Below are 14,513 nucleotides of genomic sequence, written 5' to 3'. Positions count from 1 at the left end.
GTCACCAGCCGATCACCCGAGGCCCACCATCGGGAGACGGCGGCTCGGGCGGCACGGGCCAGGGCTCACCGGGCAGCGGGTCACCACTGTCGCCACCCTCGCCGCCACCGACGTTCCTGAACTCCGGGTGCATCGCTCCTCCTTCGGGCTGCTGTCAGGGGTACAGGGCGGCCTATTCCGCCCGCTCCACCAGAGCGAACGAGACGCACACCCGCCGGAAACCGCCGTGCTCCGTCCTGCCGGTGTGCCTCATGCAGTCGACGTCCACGGCCGCGCCGTCCGTCGAGGGGGTCGCCGTCCAATCGCACGTCAGCGTCAGGCATTCGGCCTCGAACGTCACGGCGGTGCCCGGCTGCTGTTCGATCCGGTGCGTCACGTACCGCAGCACGGACCGGGTCACCGCCGCCCCTCTCTCGCCCGGTGCGGATGGTTCCGGATCTCGACGTCGGCGTCCGTCGCGGCGGAGAGGTCACCACGGTCCCGGGCGTCCTGGCGCTGCCGGACGAGGGCGGCGCAGATGTCGCAGCCGGGGGCCGGTTTCGGGGGTGGGGGTGGGAGGGGGAGATGGACGGGTGGGGACGGGGTCGTCTGCTGCATGGGGATGAGGGTGGGGCGGGGGATGCCGAGGGCTCAAGTGATGTGCAGAAATTTGCGGACTATGTCTTCAGGCCAGGTGATGGCGATTTTCTGTCCTTGACTTGGCTTCTGATCGCCCGTCACTGTTCTGCAAAAGTCTGCACATCTCGTCGAAGGGGGCTGGCATGCCAATCCTGTTCATCGGTATTGATCCCGATACCGGCAATGACGACAGTCCAACAGTGTGGGTCGATCAAGAGAGGAAGGAGCTTGTCTTTCAGGGCTGGAAACCGGATCCCGAACTGGCGGCGGAGTGCGCCGCGTTCGAGGTGCCGGGACATGCGAAGGGGATTCCCGGCCATGAAGCAGTGATCCGCGTTCCGGCCAGGATGGTCGACATGATCAGGAAGGCGTGCGATGCCGTCGAGTGCCCCACCGTTCGATGAGTTGATCGCAGGCTGCACTCGCTCGGCTGTGCACCTGGAGATGCGTGACGTCTACGGGGTGGACCAGGAGAAGGAGGAGTTCGCGGCCTGGCGCAACGGGTTCCGTCTCGATCCAGCTGATCGCGAGGCCTGGTGGCGACCATGGCTGGACCTGATGCAGGAGACCGTGGCGCGCGGCGTGGTTGTATGCCGGGCCCGAATCGTGTCCGAACCGGTCACCGACTACATCCGCTTCGAGCACTCGGGCACCTTCACCAACATCGCGGCCGGAGAACAGGTGCGCTGGCTGCCCCGTCGCCAAGCCTCGGACATCGCGCTGCCAGGAAACGACTTCTGGTTGTTCGATGACCGGCTGATCCGCTGGAACCACTTCACAGGGGACGGTGCCTCAGCTCTGCATGAGACGTCCGACGACCCGGCGGCTGCGAAACTGTGTGCGGAGGCGTTCGAGGCCGTATGGGCTCGGGCCATTCCGCACGACCAGTACGAGATCCGCTGACCAACGGCACCGGTAGGCAAGTTCATGCCCGTTTCCCCGTCTTCCTCCGCCCAGGCCGCGCGGGAGGCTGTCGCCAGACGCCTGCATGACCTGCGGAAGGAAGCGGGGCTTACGGTCGTTGAGTTGGCCGCCGCGTGCAGCTGGCACTACTCGAAGACCTCTCGCATCGAGAACGCTGTCACTGGGCCCTCCGCGAAGGACATACGTCAGTGGTGCCGAGCCACCCACTCTGAAGACCAGGCTCAGGACCTCATCACCCAGTCCCTCAACGCGGAATTGATGTACAGGGAGTGGCGTCTCCAGATCCGCAACGGGCTCAAGGACTTCCAGGACAGCCGGGTGCAGCTCTACCGCGAAACCCGGCTCTTCCGTGTGTACTCGTCCACCCTTGTTCCTGGACTGCTTCAGACCGAGGGTTACGCGAGCGCTGTGCTCGGCATCGCGGCTCGCGTGGGCGACCTTGCCGTCGACGACAGTTCAGAAGCAGCGCGGGCCCGAGTGGAGCGGTCCCGCGTCATCCACGAGCCAGGACACCGGTTCGTCTTCCTCATCGAGGAGGCCGTCCTCCGCTACCAGCTGGGCGACACGGACGTGATGGCCGCCCAGCTGGGCTATTTGCTCACTGCGGGCGCACTGCCAGCGGTCTCGCTGGGCATCATCCCGATGGCGACACCTGAGCGGACGCGATGGCCCGAGGAGACCTTCCACATCTTTGACGACAAGCTCGTGAAGGTGGAGCTCATCTCGGGCGGCGTAAGAATCACCCAGCCCACCGAGGTCCCCCTCTACCTGAAGGCGTTCGAGGAGCTACGCACCATGGCCGTCTACGGCGCCGAGGCGCGCGCCCTGATCTTGAAGGCCATCGAAGCCCTCGGATAGCGCCGCTACCGAGTGCCCCTCAGCGCGGTGAGCAGGGCGTGGAGGGCGGCTGGGGCGGGGGTGATGACCGTGACGGGGTGGTCGCTTTCGCGTAGATGGAGCGTGGCGGGGGAGGTGGCTATTTCGACGCAGGCGTTGTCGTCGTCGGCTGCGGAGAACGAGGATTTCTGCCAGTGGAGGGTCGGGGACACGGGAGCCCTTTCATAGTTCCTGGGAGATACGACGGATGAGGTCGAGCGAAGCATCCTGCGACAGAGCGGCGTTGTCGATGCGTTCGAAGCGGGTCCGGCAGCGTTGTAGTTGAGCCGGAGCGTCGGTGAACACGGCGCCCTGGGGAGTGTCGGTCTGCACGGTGTCCAACGGGGGGATGACACCGCCGACGTACTGCATGGACAGACCGGCCCCAGCGAAGCCGTCGGCGGTGAACGGGATCACCCGGATGGTGACGTTCTCCTGTTCCGAGGTGCACAGGAGGTGTTCGAGTTGGGAGCGAGTGATCTTGGGGCCGCCGACACGCATACGCAGTGCGGCCTCGTGGATGATCACGTCGTACGGCGTCCCGGACGCGAGAACATGCTGCCGTCGCATCCGGAACTCGACATGAGTCTCGCACTCGCTCTCGGGTCGGTCCGGATCCAGGAAGAGTGAGGTCGCTCGTACGTACTCTGCGGTCTGAAGCAGCCCGGGGATGTGGACGGCCTCGAACGCGCGGATGTACGAGGCGTGGTGCTCCAAGTCGGCGATGTCGAGTGCCCGAGGTGGCACGAGACCGCGGAACTTCACCCACCAGCTCCTGCGTGATGGGTTCGCCATCTCGACCAGCGCGTCCACGAGTTGGGCGTCACGGCAGGCGTAGAACCCGGTGAGGCGGCGCAGCCGCTCCTCGCTGATGCCGAACCGGCCGGCCTCAATGTGGCTGATCTGGGTCTGGTTCGTACCGAGGAACGCGGCGGCGTCGCGGGACTCGATACCCGAGGCATCGCGCAGCCTGCGCAACTCCGCGCCCAGGCGCACCTGACGTGCGGTCGGGTTGGGCCTCGGTGGCATGTCGTCCCTCCTGGCGATCACTGTTGAGTTTGCCGGTCGCGAGGGCAACGTGCACATCGTTCCGGGCAATTATCGAGACGGGTTGAACCGTAGCAGCGTGAGACGCTACGGTCGTTACGTCACTACGGAGGGTGCCCAACCGGTCACCCATCCGTCAATTCCTCCCTGCCCAAAGCCCGTTGGCAGCGCCACCCCGGTCCCTCGAACCCGGGGCGAAGGACAGCAACGCGGCAGCGGCCCCAGCGAACGACCAACCCAGCCCCCGTACCCCACAACGGAGTGGATACCCCATGCCTGAATACGCCCGCGTACCCGTCCCCGCCCCCTCGCCCACCACGTACACCCTCTTCTGCCCACCCCACGACACCTCCCCCGCCATCGCCCGCGACTTCGTCGCCACCGTCCTCCGGGCGCGGAGACTCGACGCCCTGGTCGACGCGGCGGCCCTCTGCACCTCCGAGCTCGTCACCAACGCCTGCGTGCACGCGAAGGGCGGGAACTCGGCGCTGTGGCTGGCCGTGGGGGCGCGGAGCGTACGGGTGCTCGTGTTCGACGAGGACGAGAAGCCGCCGGTGGCAAGGGAGTCGGCCGCCGACGCGTGGGACGAGGGCGGCCGGGGGCTGCACCTCGTGCACACGCTCACCGAGGGGCGCTGGGGCACCGCCCCGGCCGTACCCCACGGCCCGCCCTACCCGGACGGCAAGGCCGTGTGGTTCGACCTCGGCGCGCCGGGGTGGACATGAGCACAGGTCGCCGTCAGCGCCGGTGCCGCCCAGCGGCAGGCTCCGAGGGACTCGCCTCGTACGTACGGAAGCGGGCCAGTGCCATCCGCCGGGCCTCGTCGGCGGAGACGGCACGCGGGGCGGACTCGTCGTCACCGCCGCCCAGCAGCAGGGCGGCCACCACACCGACGACGGTCACGGCGACCACACCGACCCACACCCATCGCGTCCACATCTGAAAGGGGAATCGGAATCGGAATCGGAACCTGTCTCATGGACCGTCTCTACACGCGGACGGGCCGCCCACCGGTGTCGACCGGTGGGCGGCCCACCCCAAGTCACCCTCTCGGGTCAGGGCTCAGACCAGCGGATCCGGGTCCGTCGGTGACTGTTCGGTCGGCGACTGCTCCGCCAGTGACTGTTCCGCCCAGATGACCTTTCCCTCGGGCAGGAAGCGGGTGCCCCAGCGCTGGGTGAACTGGGAGATGAGGAAGAGGCCGCGGCCGCCCTCGTCGGTGGTGCGCGGGTGGCGCAGATGGGGCGCGGTGGCGCCGCCGTCGAACACCTCGCAGATCAGGGTGCGTTCGAGGATGAGCCGCAGCTGGATGGGCCCCGCCGAGTGCCGGATCGCGTTGGTGACCAGCTCGCTGACGACCAGTTCGGTGGTGAACGCCAGCTCGTCGAGCCCCCAGATGCCGAGCTGCCGGGTGGTGGTCTTGCGGGCGTCGGAGACCAGCGCCGGGTCGGCCGGCAGCTCCCACGAGGCGACCCGGTGGGCGGGCAGCCGCCGGGTGCGGGCCAGGAGGAGGGCGACGTCGTCGGTGGGGCGGGCCGGGGCGAGGGCGTCGAGGACGCGCTCGGCGTGGAGGTCGAGGGAGGGCTCGGGCCGGGCCAGGGCACGGCAGAGCGTGTCGCGGGAGGCCTCCGCGAACAGTCCGTCGGTGTGCAGGGCGATCACCGTGCCCTCGGGCAGGTCGACCTCCAGCGCCTCGAAGGGCTGCCCGTCGACGCCGAGCGCCGGTCCCTCGGGCAGTCCGGGGAAGGTGACCGTGCCGTCGGGGGCGACCAGGGCCGGCGTGAACGGGCCCGCCGCGGCCATGGCGCAGCTGCCGGACACCGGGTCGTGGACGACGTACAGACAGCGCGCCCCGACCGTCTGGACGCTGCCCGCGCCCGGCTCGGGGCCCTCCTGCCGCGCCGACTTGGCGACCATGTCGTCGAGGTGCGCGAGCACCTCGTCCGGCGGCAGATCGAGGTCGGCGAGGGTGCGTACGGCGGTACGGAGGCGGCCCATGGCGGCGGCGCCGTCGATGCCGTGGCCCGCGACCTCGCCGACGACGAGCGCGACGCGGGCGCCGGCGAGCGGGATGACGTCGTACCAGTCGCCGCCGAGCCCGGTCAGTTCGTCGGCGGGCCGGTAGCGGACGGCGACCTCCGCCGCGCTCTGCTCGGGCAGCCGGTGCGGCAGGAGGCTGCGCTGGAGGGCGAGGGCGGCGTCGCGTTCACGTGTGTACCGGCGGGCGTTGTCGACACAGACGGCGGCCCGGCCGACCAGCTCCTCGGCGAGGCCCAGGTCGACCGCGTCGAAGGGGTCCTGCCGGTCGCGCCGGAAGAACGTGGTGATCCCGAGGGTGATGCCGCGCGCCCGTACCGGCACGATCATCACGCTGTGCAGCTCGAGCGCCTCGGCGTGCGCCGCCCGGCCGTCCGGGATCGCCTCGGCCCACTCCGCTGACAGCGGGTCCAGCCTCGGCTGCGACCACGACCGTCCGCCGACCAGCGTCCGCGCCGGGGGCGATCCGGCCGCGTACGAGGCGATCGCACCGACCTCCAGGACGGCCTCCGGCACGCCGGGGCGCACCGACTGCTGGGCGGTCCGCCGCAGCGACAGCGAGCCCGCGCCCGGCTCGTCCAGCGGCCCCGGCTCGGCCCCGCGCAGCACCGAGTCGAGCAGGTCCACGGTCACGAAGTCGGCGAGCGCCGGGACAACCGTGTCCGCCAGCTCCTGCGCGGTGCGCCGCACGTCGAGGGTCCGGCCGATGTGCTCCCCGGCCCGGTCCAGCAGGGCCAGCCGGGTGCGGGCGCGGTGCTGGTCCGACACGTCCATCACCGTGTAGTACACGCCGACGGGCCGGCCCTGGTCGTCCTCCAGCCGGGTGAACGACATCGTGTGCGCGGTCTCGCGGTACGGCGTCGACCGCACCCGCCCGATGTGCTCGTGGTCGAGCACCGGCACACCGGTCTCCAGCACCTGCCGCATCTGCGCCTCAAGACGCTCGGCGTCCAGCCCCGGCTGCACCTCCGCCAGCCTTAGCCCCACCCGCTCGTACGCCCGCCCGCCCCCGAACCGCTCCAACGCCGCGTTCGACCACACGAACCGCAGCTCCGTGTCCACGATCGCCATCCCGATCGGCGACCGCGCCGTCATCCGCTCCAGCACCGAACGGCTCATGTCCCACCCCGGCGCCTCGGTGGCGTCGGAGACGAGGGCGATCCAGTGGGCGGGGCTGGGGAGGGGGTCGGGGGAGGGGGCCGTCGATGGGGACGGGGACGGAGGCCGGGGTGGGGTGGTGGCGCGGGGCGAGTCGGGGTAGCCGGGGCGTGGGGCGGGCCAGGCGGAGGAGGCCGGCCGGGCCGGGGGCGCGGTGACCGCGTCGGTCTCGGCGGGGGTGGGTGCGGCCGGGGCGTTCACGGTTGTCCCGGTGGGCGTCTCCCGGGTCGGGACGAGCCGGACCATCACCCTGATGTGGTGGCCGTCGCGGTGGCGGCCGGTGAGGATGCCCGACCAGCCGCCGAGGGAGCGATGGGTTTCGGCCAGCCGACCGATGCGTTCGCCGTCCTCGGTGACGAGGAGCGTACGGACGCTGCGGCCGAGGATCTCGGCCGCCGGATACCCGAAGAGACGCTCGGCGTCCCGGGTCCAGCTCGTCACGAGCCCGTCCACGTCGATCAGCAACGGCGCGGCGTCGGCCACGTCGAAGCGCTGACGGGTGACGGCACTGTCCCTGTCGGTCCCCACGGCGGCCCTCTCTGTCGCTGAGACGCCCTGCGGCCCCATTATTCACCTTGTGTGATCGCAAGTAGGCCAACTCGTGACGGCGAGAATCAGACGTCCCCACGCCGAACGGCACGAACCGGCATCGCCCGCCCCTCGGAACCGGCCCGCGCGAACAGCCGGCACCGGGCGCGAACGGTTCCGGAACGGCCCGGAACAGGACGAAGCCCACCGCACGAATCCCCGCGCACCCGTACACGCGCACGCCTCCACCCCCGACCACCAAGCGGCGGTACGCCGGTCGCACGCCCCCGTACGCCCCCCCGAGCCCCGGCGTGTCGAAACGACCGCCCCCTCCGCGGGAGAGGCGCGGAGGGGGCGGAAGCCGATCAGAAGGCGACGATGGAGGCGGCGGACTCGGTGGACTCATCGGCGGAGTGGGTCGCCGACGCGGTCGTGGGCTCGACCGCGGCGAGGGCCTCCGGTCCGTGCCGGAAACCGGGGTCGACCTGGGCGGCCAGGTCGTGCCCGGTGGCGGCGTCGGCCCAGGCGGTGGCATTGCGGAGATGGAACTCGACGGCGTGGCGCTGGAAGGTGGCCCAGTCCTTCGTACGGGCGTCGACGGCGGCCTTCAGCTGCGCCAGCGCATGCCGGTTGTGCGACTCCAACCCGCCGTGCTCACGCCCCTGTTCCTGGGCGCGGACGAAGGACGACTGCACGCAGTACGCCAACAGGTCGTCGCCGACGTGCTCCTTGAGGAAGAGCAGGTCGTCCTCGCCGGTGACCTTGTTGCCGACGACGGCGATCGGGATGGCGAACTCGGCGGCGTGCTCCCGGTACTGCCGGTACACGGACACACTCTTCCGGGTCGGCTCGACGACCAGGAAGGTCATGTCGAACCGGGTGAACAGCCCCGAGGCGAAGGCGTCCGCCCCCGCCGTCATGTCGACGACGACGTACTCGCCGGGCCCGTCGACGAGATGGTTGAGGTAGAGCTCCACCGCGCCGAGCTTGGCGTGGTAGCAGGCGACGCCGAGGTCGCTCTCGGCGAAGGCGCCGGTGACCATGAGCGGCACACCGTCGACGTCCCGGACGTGCGTGGTGTGCAGGTCGTCGTCGCCGAGCAGCCGCAGCAGACGTGAACCGCGGCCCGGCGGCGTCGTCTTGACCATGGCCTCGCGGGAGACGATCCGCGGGTTGGTGCCCCGCAACTGGTCCTTGATCTCGCCGGTGCGCGAACTGAGCGGCGGCGCCCCGAAGTCGTCGTCCTCGGGGAGGCCGAGCGCGTGCGCGAGGTGCTGGTTGATGTCCCCGTCGATCGCCACGAGCGGCGCGCCCGACCGGGCGAGGTGCCGGGCGAAGAGCGCGGAGAGGGTCGTCTTGCCGCTCCCGCCCTTCCCTACGAAGGCCACGCGCATGGACGCTCACCCCACTCGATGCCGGCGGCACCCTTGACGCCGATAATGAAAATGGAAGTCATGAACGTAGATTCGGGAGCGCGGGATGGCTTGTCAAATCCGCCCCATTTCGACCGCCGCACCAACTGCCATGGGTAAAGGGTGAGTTGGTGAACCCTTTGCCGATCGGCGACTCGGCGCCGAGGTGCTCATGGGGCTTCCGGAGGAATCGCCTCCTTTTGTGCCCCATGTGTGCGCACGGGTGTGGACGGGTGCGGGCGAGTTGCCCGGAACGCGCGGTCCCGACGGGCGTTTCCCGAGGTTGACAGCCCAAACCCCTTGGTAAACGATGTGCAGACTCTGTGGCCCAAGTGACCAATGGGCCCAGTGTTCTTCGACCACTCACACACCCTGGCGCGGCCCCGGCACGGCTTCGTGCTGCCGTGCTGCCACCGCGCCCCGGGTCTCGTACGTTCCGACGTTCCGAGTTCGAGAATGGGATCTGCATGTCCATAGCGAGACGTGTCCTCGTGCGCCGCCTGCTGGGGACCGGCGTGGCCGCACTGGCCCTGACCGCCACCGCCTCCGGTTCCGCCTGGGCCACCGGTACGCCCGGCGGCGACGGCTGGGGCAAGAAGAGCTACACCCCCGGCCAGGGCGCGGGCACGCCCACCGAGACCGACCGCTGCGAGTTCTCGCTGGACGGCGTGAAGTTCGCCGACTGGGTCAAGCTCGACGACCAGAATCTCAGGCCCACCGAGGACGGCAAGGTCCACGTCAAGGTCCGCGCCGCCTCCGACGCCACGACCTGCACGGTCTCGCTGGCGTCGTACCTGGCCCACGGCCCGACCTTCGGCACCTCCGGCGAGCAGATCTTCGTCGACTTCGACACGGTCACGGTGAAGCAGGGCGCGACCGACTCCCTCGACATCGCCGTCCCGGACGCCGGCTGCTACGCCCAGATCGACCTGTACCGCGGCGCCGTGAAGTTCGACGGCAAGCTCGACGCGAAGGACGGCTTCGAGCACGGCGACGTCCCCAAGGGGCCCGACCGCCCCGTCATCAAGGACAAGCTGATCGCCGCCTGGAACGGCGGCACGAAGGACTGCCCGCCCGCCCAGGAGGAGCCGCCGACGGAGGAGCAGCCTCCGGCCGAGGAGAACCCCCCGGCCGAGGAGAACCCCCCGGCGGAGGAGCAGCCCCCCGCCGAGGAGCAGCCCCCGGCCGACGAGAACCCGCCGGCGGACGAGAACCCCCCGGCCGACGACACTCCGGAGACGGACTCCCCCTCACCGTCCACCCCGGTCGCCCCTTCCCCCAACGGCGGCAACGGCGACCTCGCCGAGACGGGCGGCGGCAACGCGATCCCGATCGCGATCGGCGCCGCCGGCCTGATGGCCGCGGGCGGCGCGATCTTCATGGTCACGCGCCGCCGGGCCACGGGCCGTACGCAGACCTGACCTGACCTGACCTGACCTGGGCCGCATGCGCGGCGGGGAGCTGATTGGAGCGAATGTTCCGGAAGAACGGCGCGCGGACGGCGTGTCGCCAAAACATTCGCTCCAATCGCCGCCGTCCGCCCGTCCGCCCGTCCGCCCGTCCGCCCGTCCGCCCGTCCGCCCGTCAGTTGAGGTGGCGAATGAGGCGTTGACCTCGGCTTTCGGCCACGCGTGACGCGTCTGCCAGGGCCTCGGTCAAGCGCTCGGCGAGGAAGCGGAGTTCCCCACGCGGAGCCTCCGGCAGGATCTCGCGGGCGTGGGCGAGGAGTTCGGCCCCCATGCCGAGTTGAATGGACTCGGTGGCGTCGGCGAGGCGGGACAGGGGCCCGCCTTCCTCGTCGGTGATGAGGTAACAGGGCTTGCCTTCGGCCCCGGTCCAGGGCAGCAGCCGCACTTCGCCTTCCGTCCCCATCAGGCGACCTCCATCCCGTGGATCCAGTAGGGACCGGGCATGTCCAGCCCCAGCGTGGCCATGGCCAACTCCCGGCGCCGCTGCCGCTGTTCATGGGCGGCCAGGTAGGGGCGTACGGCGACGGCGGTGGCACCGTCGAAGTGCTCGGCGAGGCCGTACGGGGAGCGGTGTGCGGGGAGTGGAGAAGGCTCCGCCCACTCGGCCGAAGCCGGTGCCGGGGACAGCGCCGGTACGAGGGTGAGGCGGGCATCGGCCCGCCGCCTGCCCGTACCGGGGGTGAAGAGGAGCCGCAGGCATAGGGGGATGCGGCGGATAAGGTCGAGCATGTCGACGCTCCTGTTAAGCGTTGGCCATGCCCCGGGAGGTCTAGCCACCTCGCCGGGGTCTTCTCTTGGAGCCGACAGTAGCGATGCTCAGTGCACCTGTCCACACCTAGGTGCACGGGCAGCCCGCTATGTTCGAATGTCTTTCGATGTCTACAGTCACGCTCGTGATGGAGTTCGATCCCACCAGGCCCAAATGGGTGCAAATTGCCGACGTGATCCGAGCGAGGATCGAGAGCGGTGAGTATCCGCCTCGAACACTGATCTCCGAAGTACGCATGGAGCAGGAGTTCTATGTCGCGCGCACGACCATCCGGAAGGTCACGCGCGCGCTGAGGGAGGAAGGGCTCATCACCACGACCCCGGGCATGGGCTCCTTCGTCGCCGAACGTACTGACGACTGAGTCGGCCCACGTCGGGCGCCACAGGATCAAGTACCCCACTACGGGAGTATCCCCGAGGGCGTCATAGGCATGCTCTGACCGGCCGCTCTAGCGTCGTTGCCGTGACAGGGGGCGGCTCTGTCGGCGTAAAGGGGCCACGATGGTGCGCGAGGAGTTGACCCGACTCACCAGCACCTTCACCTGCCCAAGAGCCTTGCGACAGCCCTGGCTACAGGGGAGGGTGGGCGCTGACGTGGACGGTGCCATCGAGCGCGTCTACCCAGAGGGTTGTTGCAACGGTTTCGCCTTCCCCGCCGCTGGGTGGCTGGCTGTTCACAATCCACTCGGGCCGCCATCCGTCGCCCCGATTGTTCGCTTTCAGGGTAAAAGCATCGACAGTCGGATCTGCAGACACACTCCCACCGGCGTCGGCCTCTTTCCGAAGATGGTCAACAACCAGGCGCTCTGCCTTCTCCTTGCTGATCTCGGGGGTAGGGAGGTCAAGTCTGGTGGGCCCCATGGTGACGTCGAGCTGCGAGATGCGTCCGGCGCGGTTCACCTGGATGTCGAGCATGCGGGGCATGAGAATGTCGTCTTCCATGAACCGCCAACTGGTGATCCAGCCGGACTCGGCTTCCTTCCCGACGGGTTCGGTCCTGTGCAAGGTGGCGCCCGCGGCCCAGTCGTAGTGGCCGCGCATGTAGGTTTCGGCGATCCGGTAGGCGTCGTCGCGGTCGCGGGGTGCTGCTGCGTCGGCGACGGGGAAGCTGTTGGCGCCAGGGACACTGTTCGATTCGAGCAGGATGTTCAGGTGACTGCGGTCGGGCCACGCGAGGCTGCCCATGCCGTCGTCTCCCACGGTGAAGATGAGGTTGGCGCACTGGACGTCGAGGCAGGGCTGTACGTAGACGTTGGTGACGGGGAACCGGTTGCCGAATGCCTGCCGGACGGCTTGGGTGACGGCCTTGTTCTGGTCTTCGCCGGGAGTGCTGAGGCCGGTGCCGTCGTAGTGGACCGTGATGACCAGGGTGCGGAAGACCACAGTTCCGGCGACGGCGAGGGAAACGCCGGTGATGAAGGCCGGCTTGGCCCAGCCGCTCCAGTCGACTTGACGCCGCCAGGCCAGGAAAGCACCTGCGGCCAGCAGACCAGCCAGGCCGCCCAGCATGTTCATCTCCACGTCGGCGCTGTCACAGCCCCGGCCGATGAACGGGAGAGCTGCCTGAGAGAGCTCGATGACGCAGGGAAGCGCCATCACACCGAAGAACGCCGGGACTGGTCGGCGCAGAGCCAGCAGGGCGAAGCAGCCGACGGGGATGAACATGGCCAGGTTCAACAGGCCTTGGGCGGTGTGAAAGGGCTCTGCAAAATCATGGTTGATGATGCATTGCCTGCTCGCTTGGCCGCCGCCGAAAGAGGTGACGCCGAGCACGCCAACTACGGTCGTGGTCAGAGCGAACCACCATAGACCGTGAGGGGCCTCCTTCCGGAACACCGCCCACCAGGCCAGGCCGCCCAGGGCAAGGCCCACGATTGCGAGGGCGGCCAGGAATCCGTAGTGGCCGTTGAATATGGCTGTGAACATGGCCGTCTTTCACGTCGTTGCCACCGGCGCCCCTCTCCAGTGGGGGCGCCGGTGGCTTATTGGGAACGTCAGCAGTGGGCGGCCGGCGTCTGGTAGGTGCCGCCGCTGTAGCTAAGCAGGCCGACGCTGTTCAGGCATGCCTTCTCCTGGGCGTGACCCCGTGACCAGCAACTACACCAAGATCAAAGGTCTTTGAAAGGTCCCTGACGGGAACGGTGAGTGCGGGGGGGCGACTGTCCCTACGTCCATCGAACGGCCTCAGGGGCGTTCGTGGTTCAGGGGGACATGTCGAACGCCTTCATCCCGCCCAGGGTGAAGGGCTCGTGGAGATCCCGGAGGCCGTGTCTGTGCCCTTCGAGGAGTCGTGAAGGGCCTTGACGCTTGACCCCGAGCGGCTGGGGCAATCGAAAGCTGACTTGGCCGCGACACTGAGGACCCTTCGAAAGCGAGCCGGTCTGTCGCAGGTCCGGTTCCTGAGTCAGCCGGGTGCCTGAGGGGCCAGGGCCCCGGCGTTTGCCCGGCTCATCCGATCTTGAGTTGGTTGATGCTGGTGGTGACCCCGGGAAGCAGGCGAACACGGCCCCTGTAGATCATGGAGTTCTCTACGCTTCAAGATCCACGAGGGTGCCGTGTTCGTCCCGCCATCATCACTCACCGCCGTACCCGCCCTCCATGCACCCCGGCTGGAAGCCTGGGTGGGAGTGGCGCACGAGACCAAGTCCACAGTCTGATCGCCGAGTTCGAGTCGGTTACCGATCCCCGCGGTGCGTGTGGGGTGCGCTACCGGCTCGCTTCGCTGCTGGCCCTGGTCGTCTGCGCGATGACACCGGCAGGCCATGACTCGATCACCGCGGCGGCGGAGTGGTGCCGGCGTGCGGCTCCCGAGGAACTGGCCGCCTTCGGCCTGCCCTACCACCCGCTCCTGGGCCGCTACCGGGTGCCGAGCGAGAAGACCCTGCGCAGCATCCTGGGGCGCCTTGATCCAGGCGAGATCAGCGCGGCCGGTTACGACTACCTCCGGCCGCTTCTTTCCCCGCAACCCGGTGGCCCGGCGCCGCTGATGCCCGATGGCGGCCCAGAGCGCGAACAGCGCCGTGCCCACCGGGCCGCCGCCCAGGCCGAACCGGCACGCCGACGCCGCAGGGCGATCGCGGTGGACGGCAAGTGCCTACGCGGTGCGAAACGCCCCGACGGCCGTCAGGTCTTCGTACTCTCCGCGGTCCGCCACGGCGACGGCATCACTCTCGCCTCACGTGAGATCGGCGCGAAGACGAACGAAATCCCCGAGTTCGCACCCCTGCTCGACCAGATCGACGACGCCGACCTCGCCGGGGCGGTCATCACCGCCGATGCCCTCCACGCCCAGCACTCCCACGCCGCCTACCTGCACGAACGCGGCGCCAACTACCTCCTCACGATCAAGAACAACCAGCGCGGTCAGGCCCGCCAACTCCACCGGCTGCCCTGGAAAGAGGTCCCCGTGATCCACCGTGACGACACCCGCGGCCACGGCCGCCACGAGCAGCGTCACGTGCAGGTCGTCACCGTGAACGGCCTGCTCTTCCCACACGCCTGCCAGGTCCTGCGCATCCAGCGCAGACGCCGCCTGTACGGAGCGAAGAAATGGTCCACCGAGACCGTCTACGCCATCACCGACCTGCCCGCCGAGCAGGCCGACGCGGCCGAGATCGCCGCCTGGGCCCGCGGTCACTGGACGGTGGAGATGCGCCGAGCAGACTGCGCCCATGGG

17 protein-coding genes and 1 pseudogene are annotated in these 14,513 nt (G+C 69.2%); 7 read left to right on the top strand and 11 right to left on the bottom strand.

Going from position 1 to position 14,513, the window contains the following annotated elements:
* Position 1: 1 nt before the first annotated feature.
* Genes I8N67_RS44000 through I8N67_RS30030 form a run of 3 tightly spaced genes read right to left on the bottom strand, consistent with a single transcriptional unit; the run spans position 2 to position 597 of the window.
* On the bottom strand, positions 2 to 133 hold the full coding sequence (locus tag I8N67_RS44000; RefSeq protein ID WP_267912846.1) for a hypothetical protein: 132 nt from the start codon (positions 131 to 133) through the stop codon (positions 2 to 4).
* Positions 134 to 172: 39 nt separating this feature from the next.
* Positions 173 to 400: a DUF7848 domain-containing protein gene (locus I8N67_RS30035; RefSeq protein WP_200307373.1), complete on the bottom strand. Its 228-nt coding sequence runs from the start codon at positions 398 to 400 to the stop codon at positions 173 to 175.
* Positions 397 to 597, bottom strand: a complete 201-nt coding sequence (locus tag I8N67_RS30030; RefSeq protein ID WP_200307372.1) for a hypothetical protein — start codon at positions 595 to 597, stop codon at positions 397 to 399. The genes I8N67_RS30035 and I8N67_RS30030 overlap by 4 nt, the downstream gene beginning before the upstream one ends.
* Positions 598 to 761: 164 nt before the next feature.
* Between I8N67_RS30030 and I8N67_RS30025 the strand changes: the two genes are divergently transcribed.
* Genes I8N67_RS30025 through I8N67_RS30015 form a run of 3 tightly spaced genes read left to right on the top strand, consistent with a single transcriptional unit; the run spans position 762 to position 2,400 of the window.
* Positions 762 to 1,022, top strand: a complete 261-nt coding sequence (locus I8N67_RS30025) for a hypothetical protein (protein WP_200307371.1) — start codon at positions 762 to 764, stop codon at positions 1,020 to 1,022.
* On the top strand, positions 994 to 1,521 hold the full coding sequence (locus I8N67_RS30020; protein WP_200307370.1) for a DUF6879 family protein: 528 nt from the start codon (positions 994 to 996) through the stop codon (positions 1,519 to 1,521). The genes I8N67_RS30025 and I8N67_RS30020 overlap by 29 nt, the downstream gene beginning before the upstream one ends.
* A 24-nt stretch (positions 1,522 to 1,545) precedes the next feature.
* Complete coding sequence (locus I8N67_RS30015; protein WP_200307369.1) at positions 1,546 to 2,400, top strand: helix-turn-helix domain-containing protein; 855 nt, start codon at positions 1,546 to 1,548, stop codon at positions 2,398 to 2,400.
* A gap of 5 nt (positions 2,401 to 2,405) precedes the next feature.
* Here the strand turns inward: I8N67_RS30015 and I8N67_RS30010 are convergent, their stop codons facing one another.
* Both I8N67_RS30010 and I8N67_RS30005 read right to left on the bottom strand, forming a co-directional pair.
* Positions 2,406 to 2,591: a DUF397 domain-containing protein gene (locus I8N67_RS30010; RefSeq protein ID WP_200307368.1), complete on the bottom strand. Its 186-nt coding sequence runs from the start codon at positions 2,589 to 2,591 to the stop codon at positions 2,406 to 2,408.
* Positions 2,592 to 2,601: 10 nt separating this feature from the next.
* Positions 2,602 to 3,447, bottom strand: coding sequence for a Scr1 family TA system antitoxin-like transcriptional regulator (locus I8N67_RS30005; RefSeq protein ID WP_200307367.1), 846 nt, complete (start codon positions 3,445 to 3,447; stop codon positions 2,602 to 2,604).
* 290 nt (positions 3,448 to 3,737) lie between these two features.
* Between I8N67_RS30005 and I8N67_RS30000 the strand changes: the two genes are divergently transcribed.
* A complete protein-coding gene (locus I8N67_RS30000) occupies positions 3,738 to 4,190 on the top strand; it encodes an ATP-binding protein (RefSeq protein WP_200307366.1) in 453 nt (150 codons plus the stop codon).
* A 13-nt stretch (positions 4,191 to 4,203) separates the two neighbouring features.
* Here the strand turns inward: I8N67_RS30000 and I8N67_RS29995 are convergent, their stop codons facing one another.
* The 3 genes from I8N67_RS29995 to I8N67_RS29985 all read right to left on the bottom strand — a co-directional run bounded on the left by I8N67_RS29995 (position 4,204) and on the right by I8N67_RS29985 (position 8,582).
* Positions 4,204 to 4,404 carry a hypothetical protein gene (locus I8N67_RS29995; RefSeq protein WP_200307365.1) on the bottom strand — a complete coding sequence of 67 codons (201 nt, stop codon included), beginning with the start codon at positions 4,402 to 4,404 and terminating at the stop codon, positions 4,204 to 4,206.
* Between the two features lie 123 nt (positions 4,405 to 4,527).
* The gene (locus I8N67_RS29990; protein ID WP_200307364.1) at positions 4,528 to 7,188 is read right to left on the bottom strand and encodes a SpoIIE family protein phosphatase; all 2,661 of its coding nucleotides are present in this window, start codon (positions 7,186 to 7,188) and stop codon (positions 4,528 to 4,530) included.
* Between the two features lie 365 nt (positions 7,189 to 7,553).
* Positions 7,554 to 8,582 carry an ATP-binding protein gene (locus I8N67_RS29985; RefSeq protein WP_200307363.1) on the bottom strand — a complete coding sequence of 343 codons (1,029 nt, stop codon included), beginning with the start codon at positions 8,580 to 8,582 and terminating at the stop codon, positions 7,554 to 7,556.
* A gap of 485 nt (positions 8,583 to 9,067) precedes the next feature.
* Here I8N67_RS29985 and I8N67_RS29980 point away from each other — a divergent pair, with 485 nt between their 5' ends.
* On the top strand, positions 9,068 to 10,021 hold the full coding sequence (locus tag I8N67_RS29980) for an LAVTG motif-containing sortase-dependent surface protein (protein ID WP_200307362.1): 954 nt from the start codon (positions 9,068 to 9,070) through the stop codon (positions 10,019 to 10,021).
* Positions 10,022 to 10,184: 163 nt separating this feature from the next.
* On the opposite strand, the gene I8N67_RS29975 is transcribed toward I8N67_RS29980, so the two are convergent.
* Together I8N67_RS29975 and I8N67_RS29970 are read right to left on the bottom strand one after the other, a co-directional pair.
* Positions 10,185 to 10,472 (bottom strand): hypothetical protein, encoded by a 288-nt coding sequence (locus I8N67_RS29975; protein ID WP_200307361.1) that lies wholly within the window; start codon positions 10,470 to 10,472, stop codon positions 10,185 to 10,187.
* The gene (locus tag I8N67_RS29970) at positions 10,472 to 10,798 is read right to left on the bottom strand and encodes a hypothetical protein (protein WP_200307360.1); all 327 of its coding nucleotides are present in this window, start codon (positions 10,796 to 10,798) and stop codon (positions 10,472 to 10,474) included. Before I8N67_RS29970 ends, I8N67_RS29975 begins: the two co-directional genes overlap by 1 nt.
* Before the next feature lie 164 nt (positions 10,799 to 10,962).
* On the opposite strand from I8N67_RS29970, the gene I8N67_RS29965 reads away from it, so the two are divergent.
* Entirely contained in the window at positions 10,963 to 11,199 is a 237-nt protein-coding gene (locus tag I8N67_RS29965) for a GntR family transcriptional regulator (protein ID WP_200307359.1), read from the top strand.
* A 208-nt stretch (positions 11,200 to 11,407) separates the two neighbouring features.
* On the opposite strand, the gene I8N67_RS29960 is transcribed toward I8N67_RS29965, so the two are convergent.
* The gene (locus I8N67_RS29960; protein WP_200307358.1) at positions 11,408 to 12,763 is read right to left on the bottom strand and encodes a VanZ family protein; all 1,356 of its coding nucleotides are present in this window, start codon (positions 12,761 to 12,763) and stop codon (positions 11,408 to 11,410) included.
* Positions 12,764 to 13,392: 629 nt separating this feature from the next.
* On the opposite strand from I8N67_RS29960, the pseudogene I8N67_RS29955 reads away from it, so the two are divergent.
* A pseudogene (locus I8N67_RS29955) lies at positions 13,393 to 14,486 on the top strand (ISAs1 family transposase); the annotation flags it as partial.
* Positions 14,487 to 14,513: the final 27 nt, after the last annotated feature.

The sequence above is a fragment of the Streptomyces adelaidensis genome (assembly GCF_016598475.1).
GTDB lineage: Bacteria > Actinomycetota > Actinomycetes > Streptomycetales > Streptomycetaceae > Streptomyces > Streptomyces adelaidensis.
The sequence above is the reverse complement of the archived record's forward strand: the minus strand, read 5'-3'. Positions and strand labels throughout refer to the sequence as shown.

What these genes read in the sequence shown, in the direction of transcription:
- I8N67_RS44000 (WP_267912846.1), bottom strand. Translation starts at nt 133, where the DNA reads ATGCACCCGGAGTTCAGGAACGTCGGTGGCGGCGAGGGTGGCGACAGT.
- I8N67_RS30030 (WP_200307372.1), bottom strand. Translation starts at nt 597, where the DNA reads ATGCAGCAGACGACCCCGTCCCCACCCGTCCATCTCCCCCTCCCACCC.
- I8N67_RS30025 (WP_200307371.1), top strand. Translation starts at nt 762, where the DNA reads ATGCCAATCCTGTTCATCGGTATTGATCCCGATACCGGCAATGACGAC.
- I8N67_RS30020 (WP_200307370.1), top strand. Translation starts at nt 994, where the DNA reads ATGCCGTCGAGTGCCCCACCGTTCGATGAGTTGATCGCAGGCTGCACT.
- I8N67_RS30015 (WP_200307369.1), top strand. Translation starts at nt 1,546, where the DNA reads ATGCCCGTTTCCCCGTCTTCCTCCGCCCAGGCCGCGCGGGAGGCTGTC.
- I8N67_RS30005 (WP_200307367.1), bottom strand. Translation starts at nt 3,447, where the DNA reads ATGCCACCGAGGCCCAACCCGACCGCACGTCAGGTGCGCCTGGGCGCG.
- I8N67_RS30000 (WP_200307366.1), top strand. Translation starts at nt 3,738, where the DNA reads ATGCCTGAATACGCCCGCGTACCCGTCCCCGCCCCCTCGCCCACCACG.
- I8N67_RS29995 (WP_200307365.1), bottom strand. Translation starts at nt 4,404, where the DNA reads ATGTGGACGCGATGGGTGTGGGTCGGTGTGGTCGCCGTGACCGTCGTC.
- I8N67_RS29985 (WP_200307363.1), bottom strand. Translation starts at nt 8,582, where the DNA reads ATGCGCGTGGCCTTCGTAGGGAAGGGCGGGAGCGGCAAGACGACCCTC.
- I8N67_RS29980 (WP_200307362.1), top strand. Translation starts at nt 9,068, where the DNA reads ATGTCCATAGCGAGACGTGTCCTCGTGCGCCGCCTGCTGGGGACCGGC.
- I8N67_RS29975 (WP_200307361.1), bottom strand. Translation starts at nt 10,472, where the DNA reads ATGGGGACGGAAGGCGAAGTGCGGCTGCTGCCCTGGACCGGGGCCGAA.
- I8N67_RS29970 (WP_200307360.1), bottom strand. Translation starts at nt 10,798, where the DNA reads ATGCTCGACCTTATCCGCCGCATCCCCCTATGCCTGCGGCTCCTCTTC.
- I8N67_RS29960 (WP_200307358.1), bottom strand. Translation starts at nt 12,763, where the DNA reads ATGTTCACAGCCATATTCAACGGCCACTACGGATTCCTGGCCGCCCTC.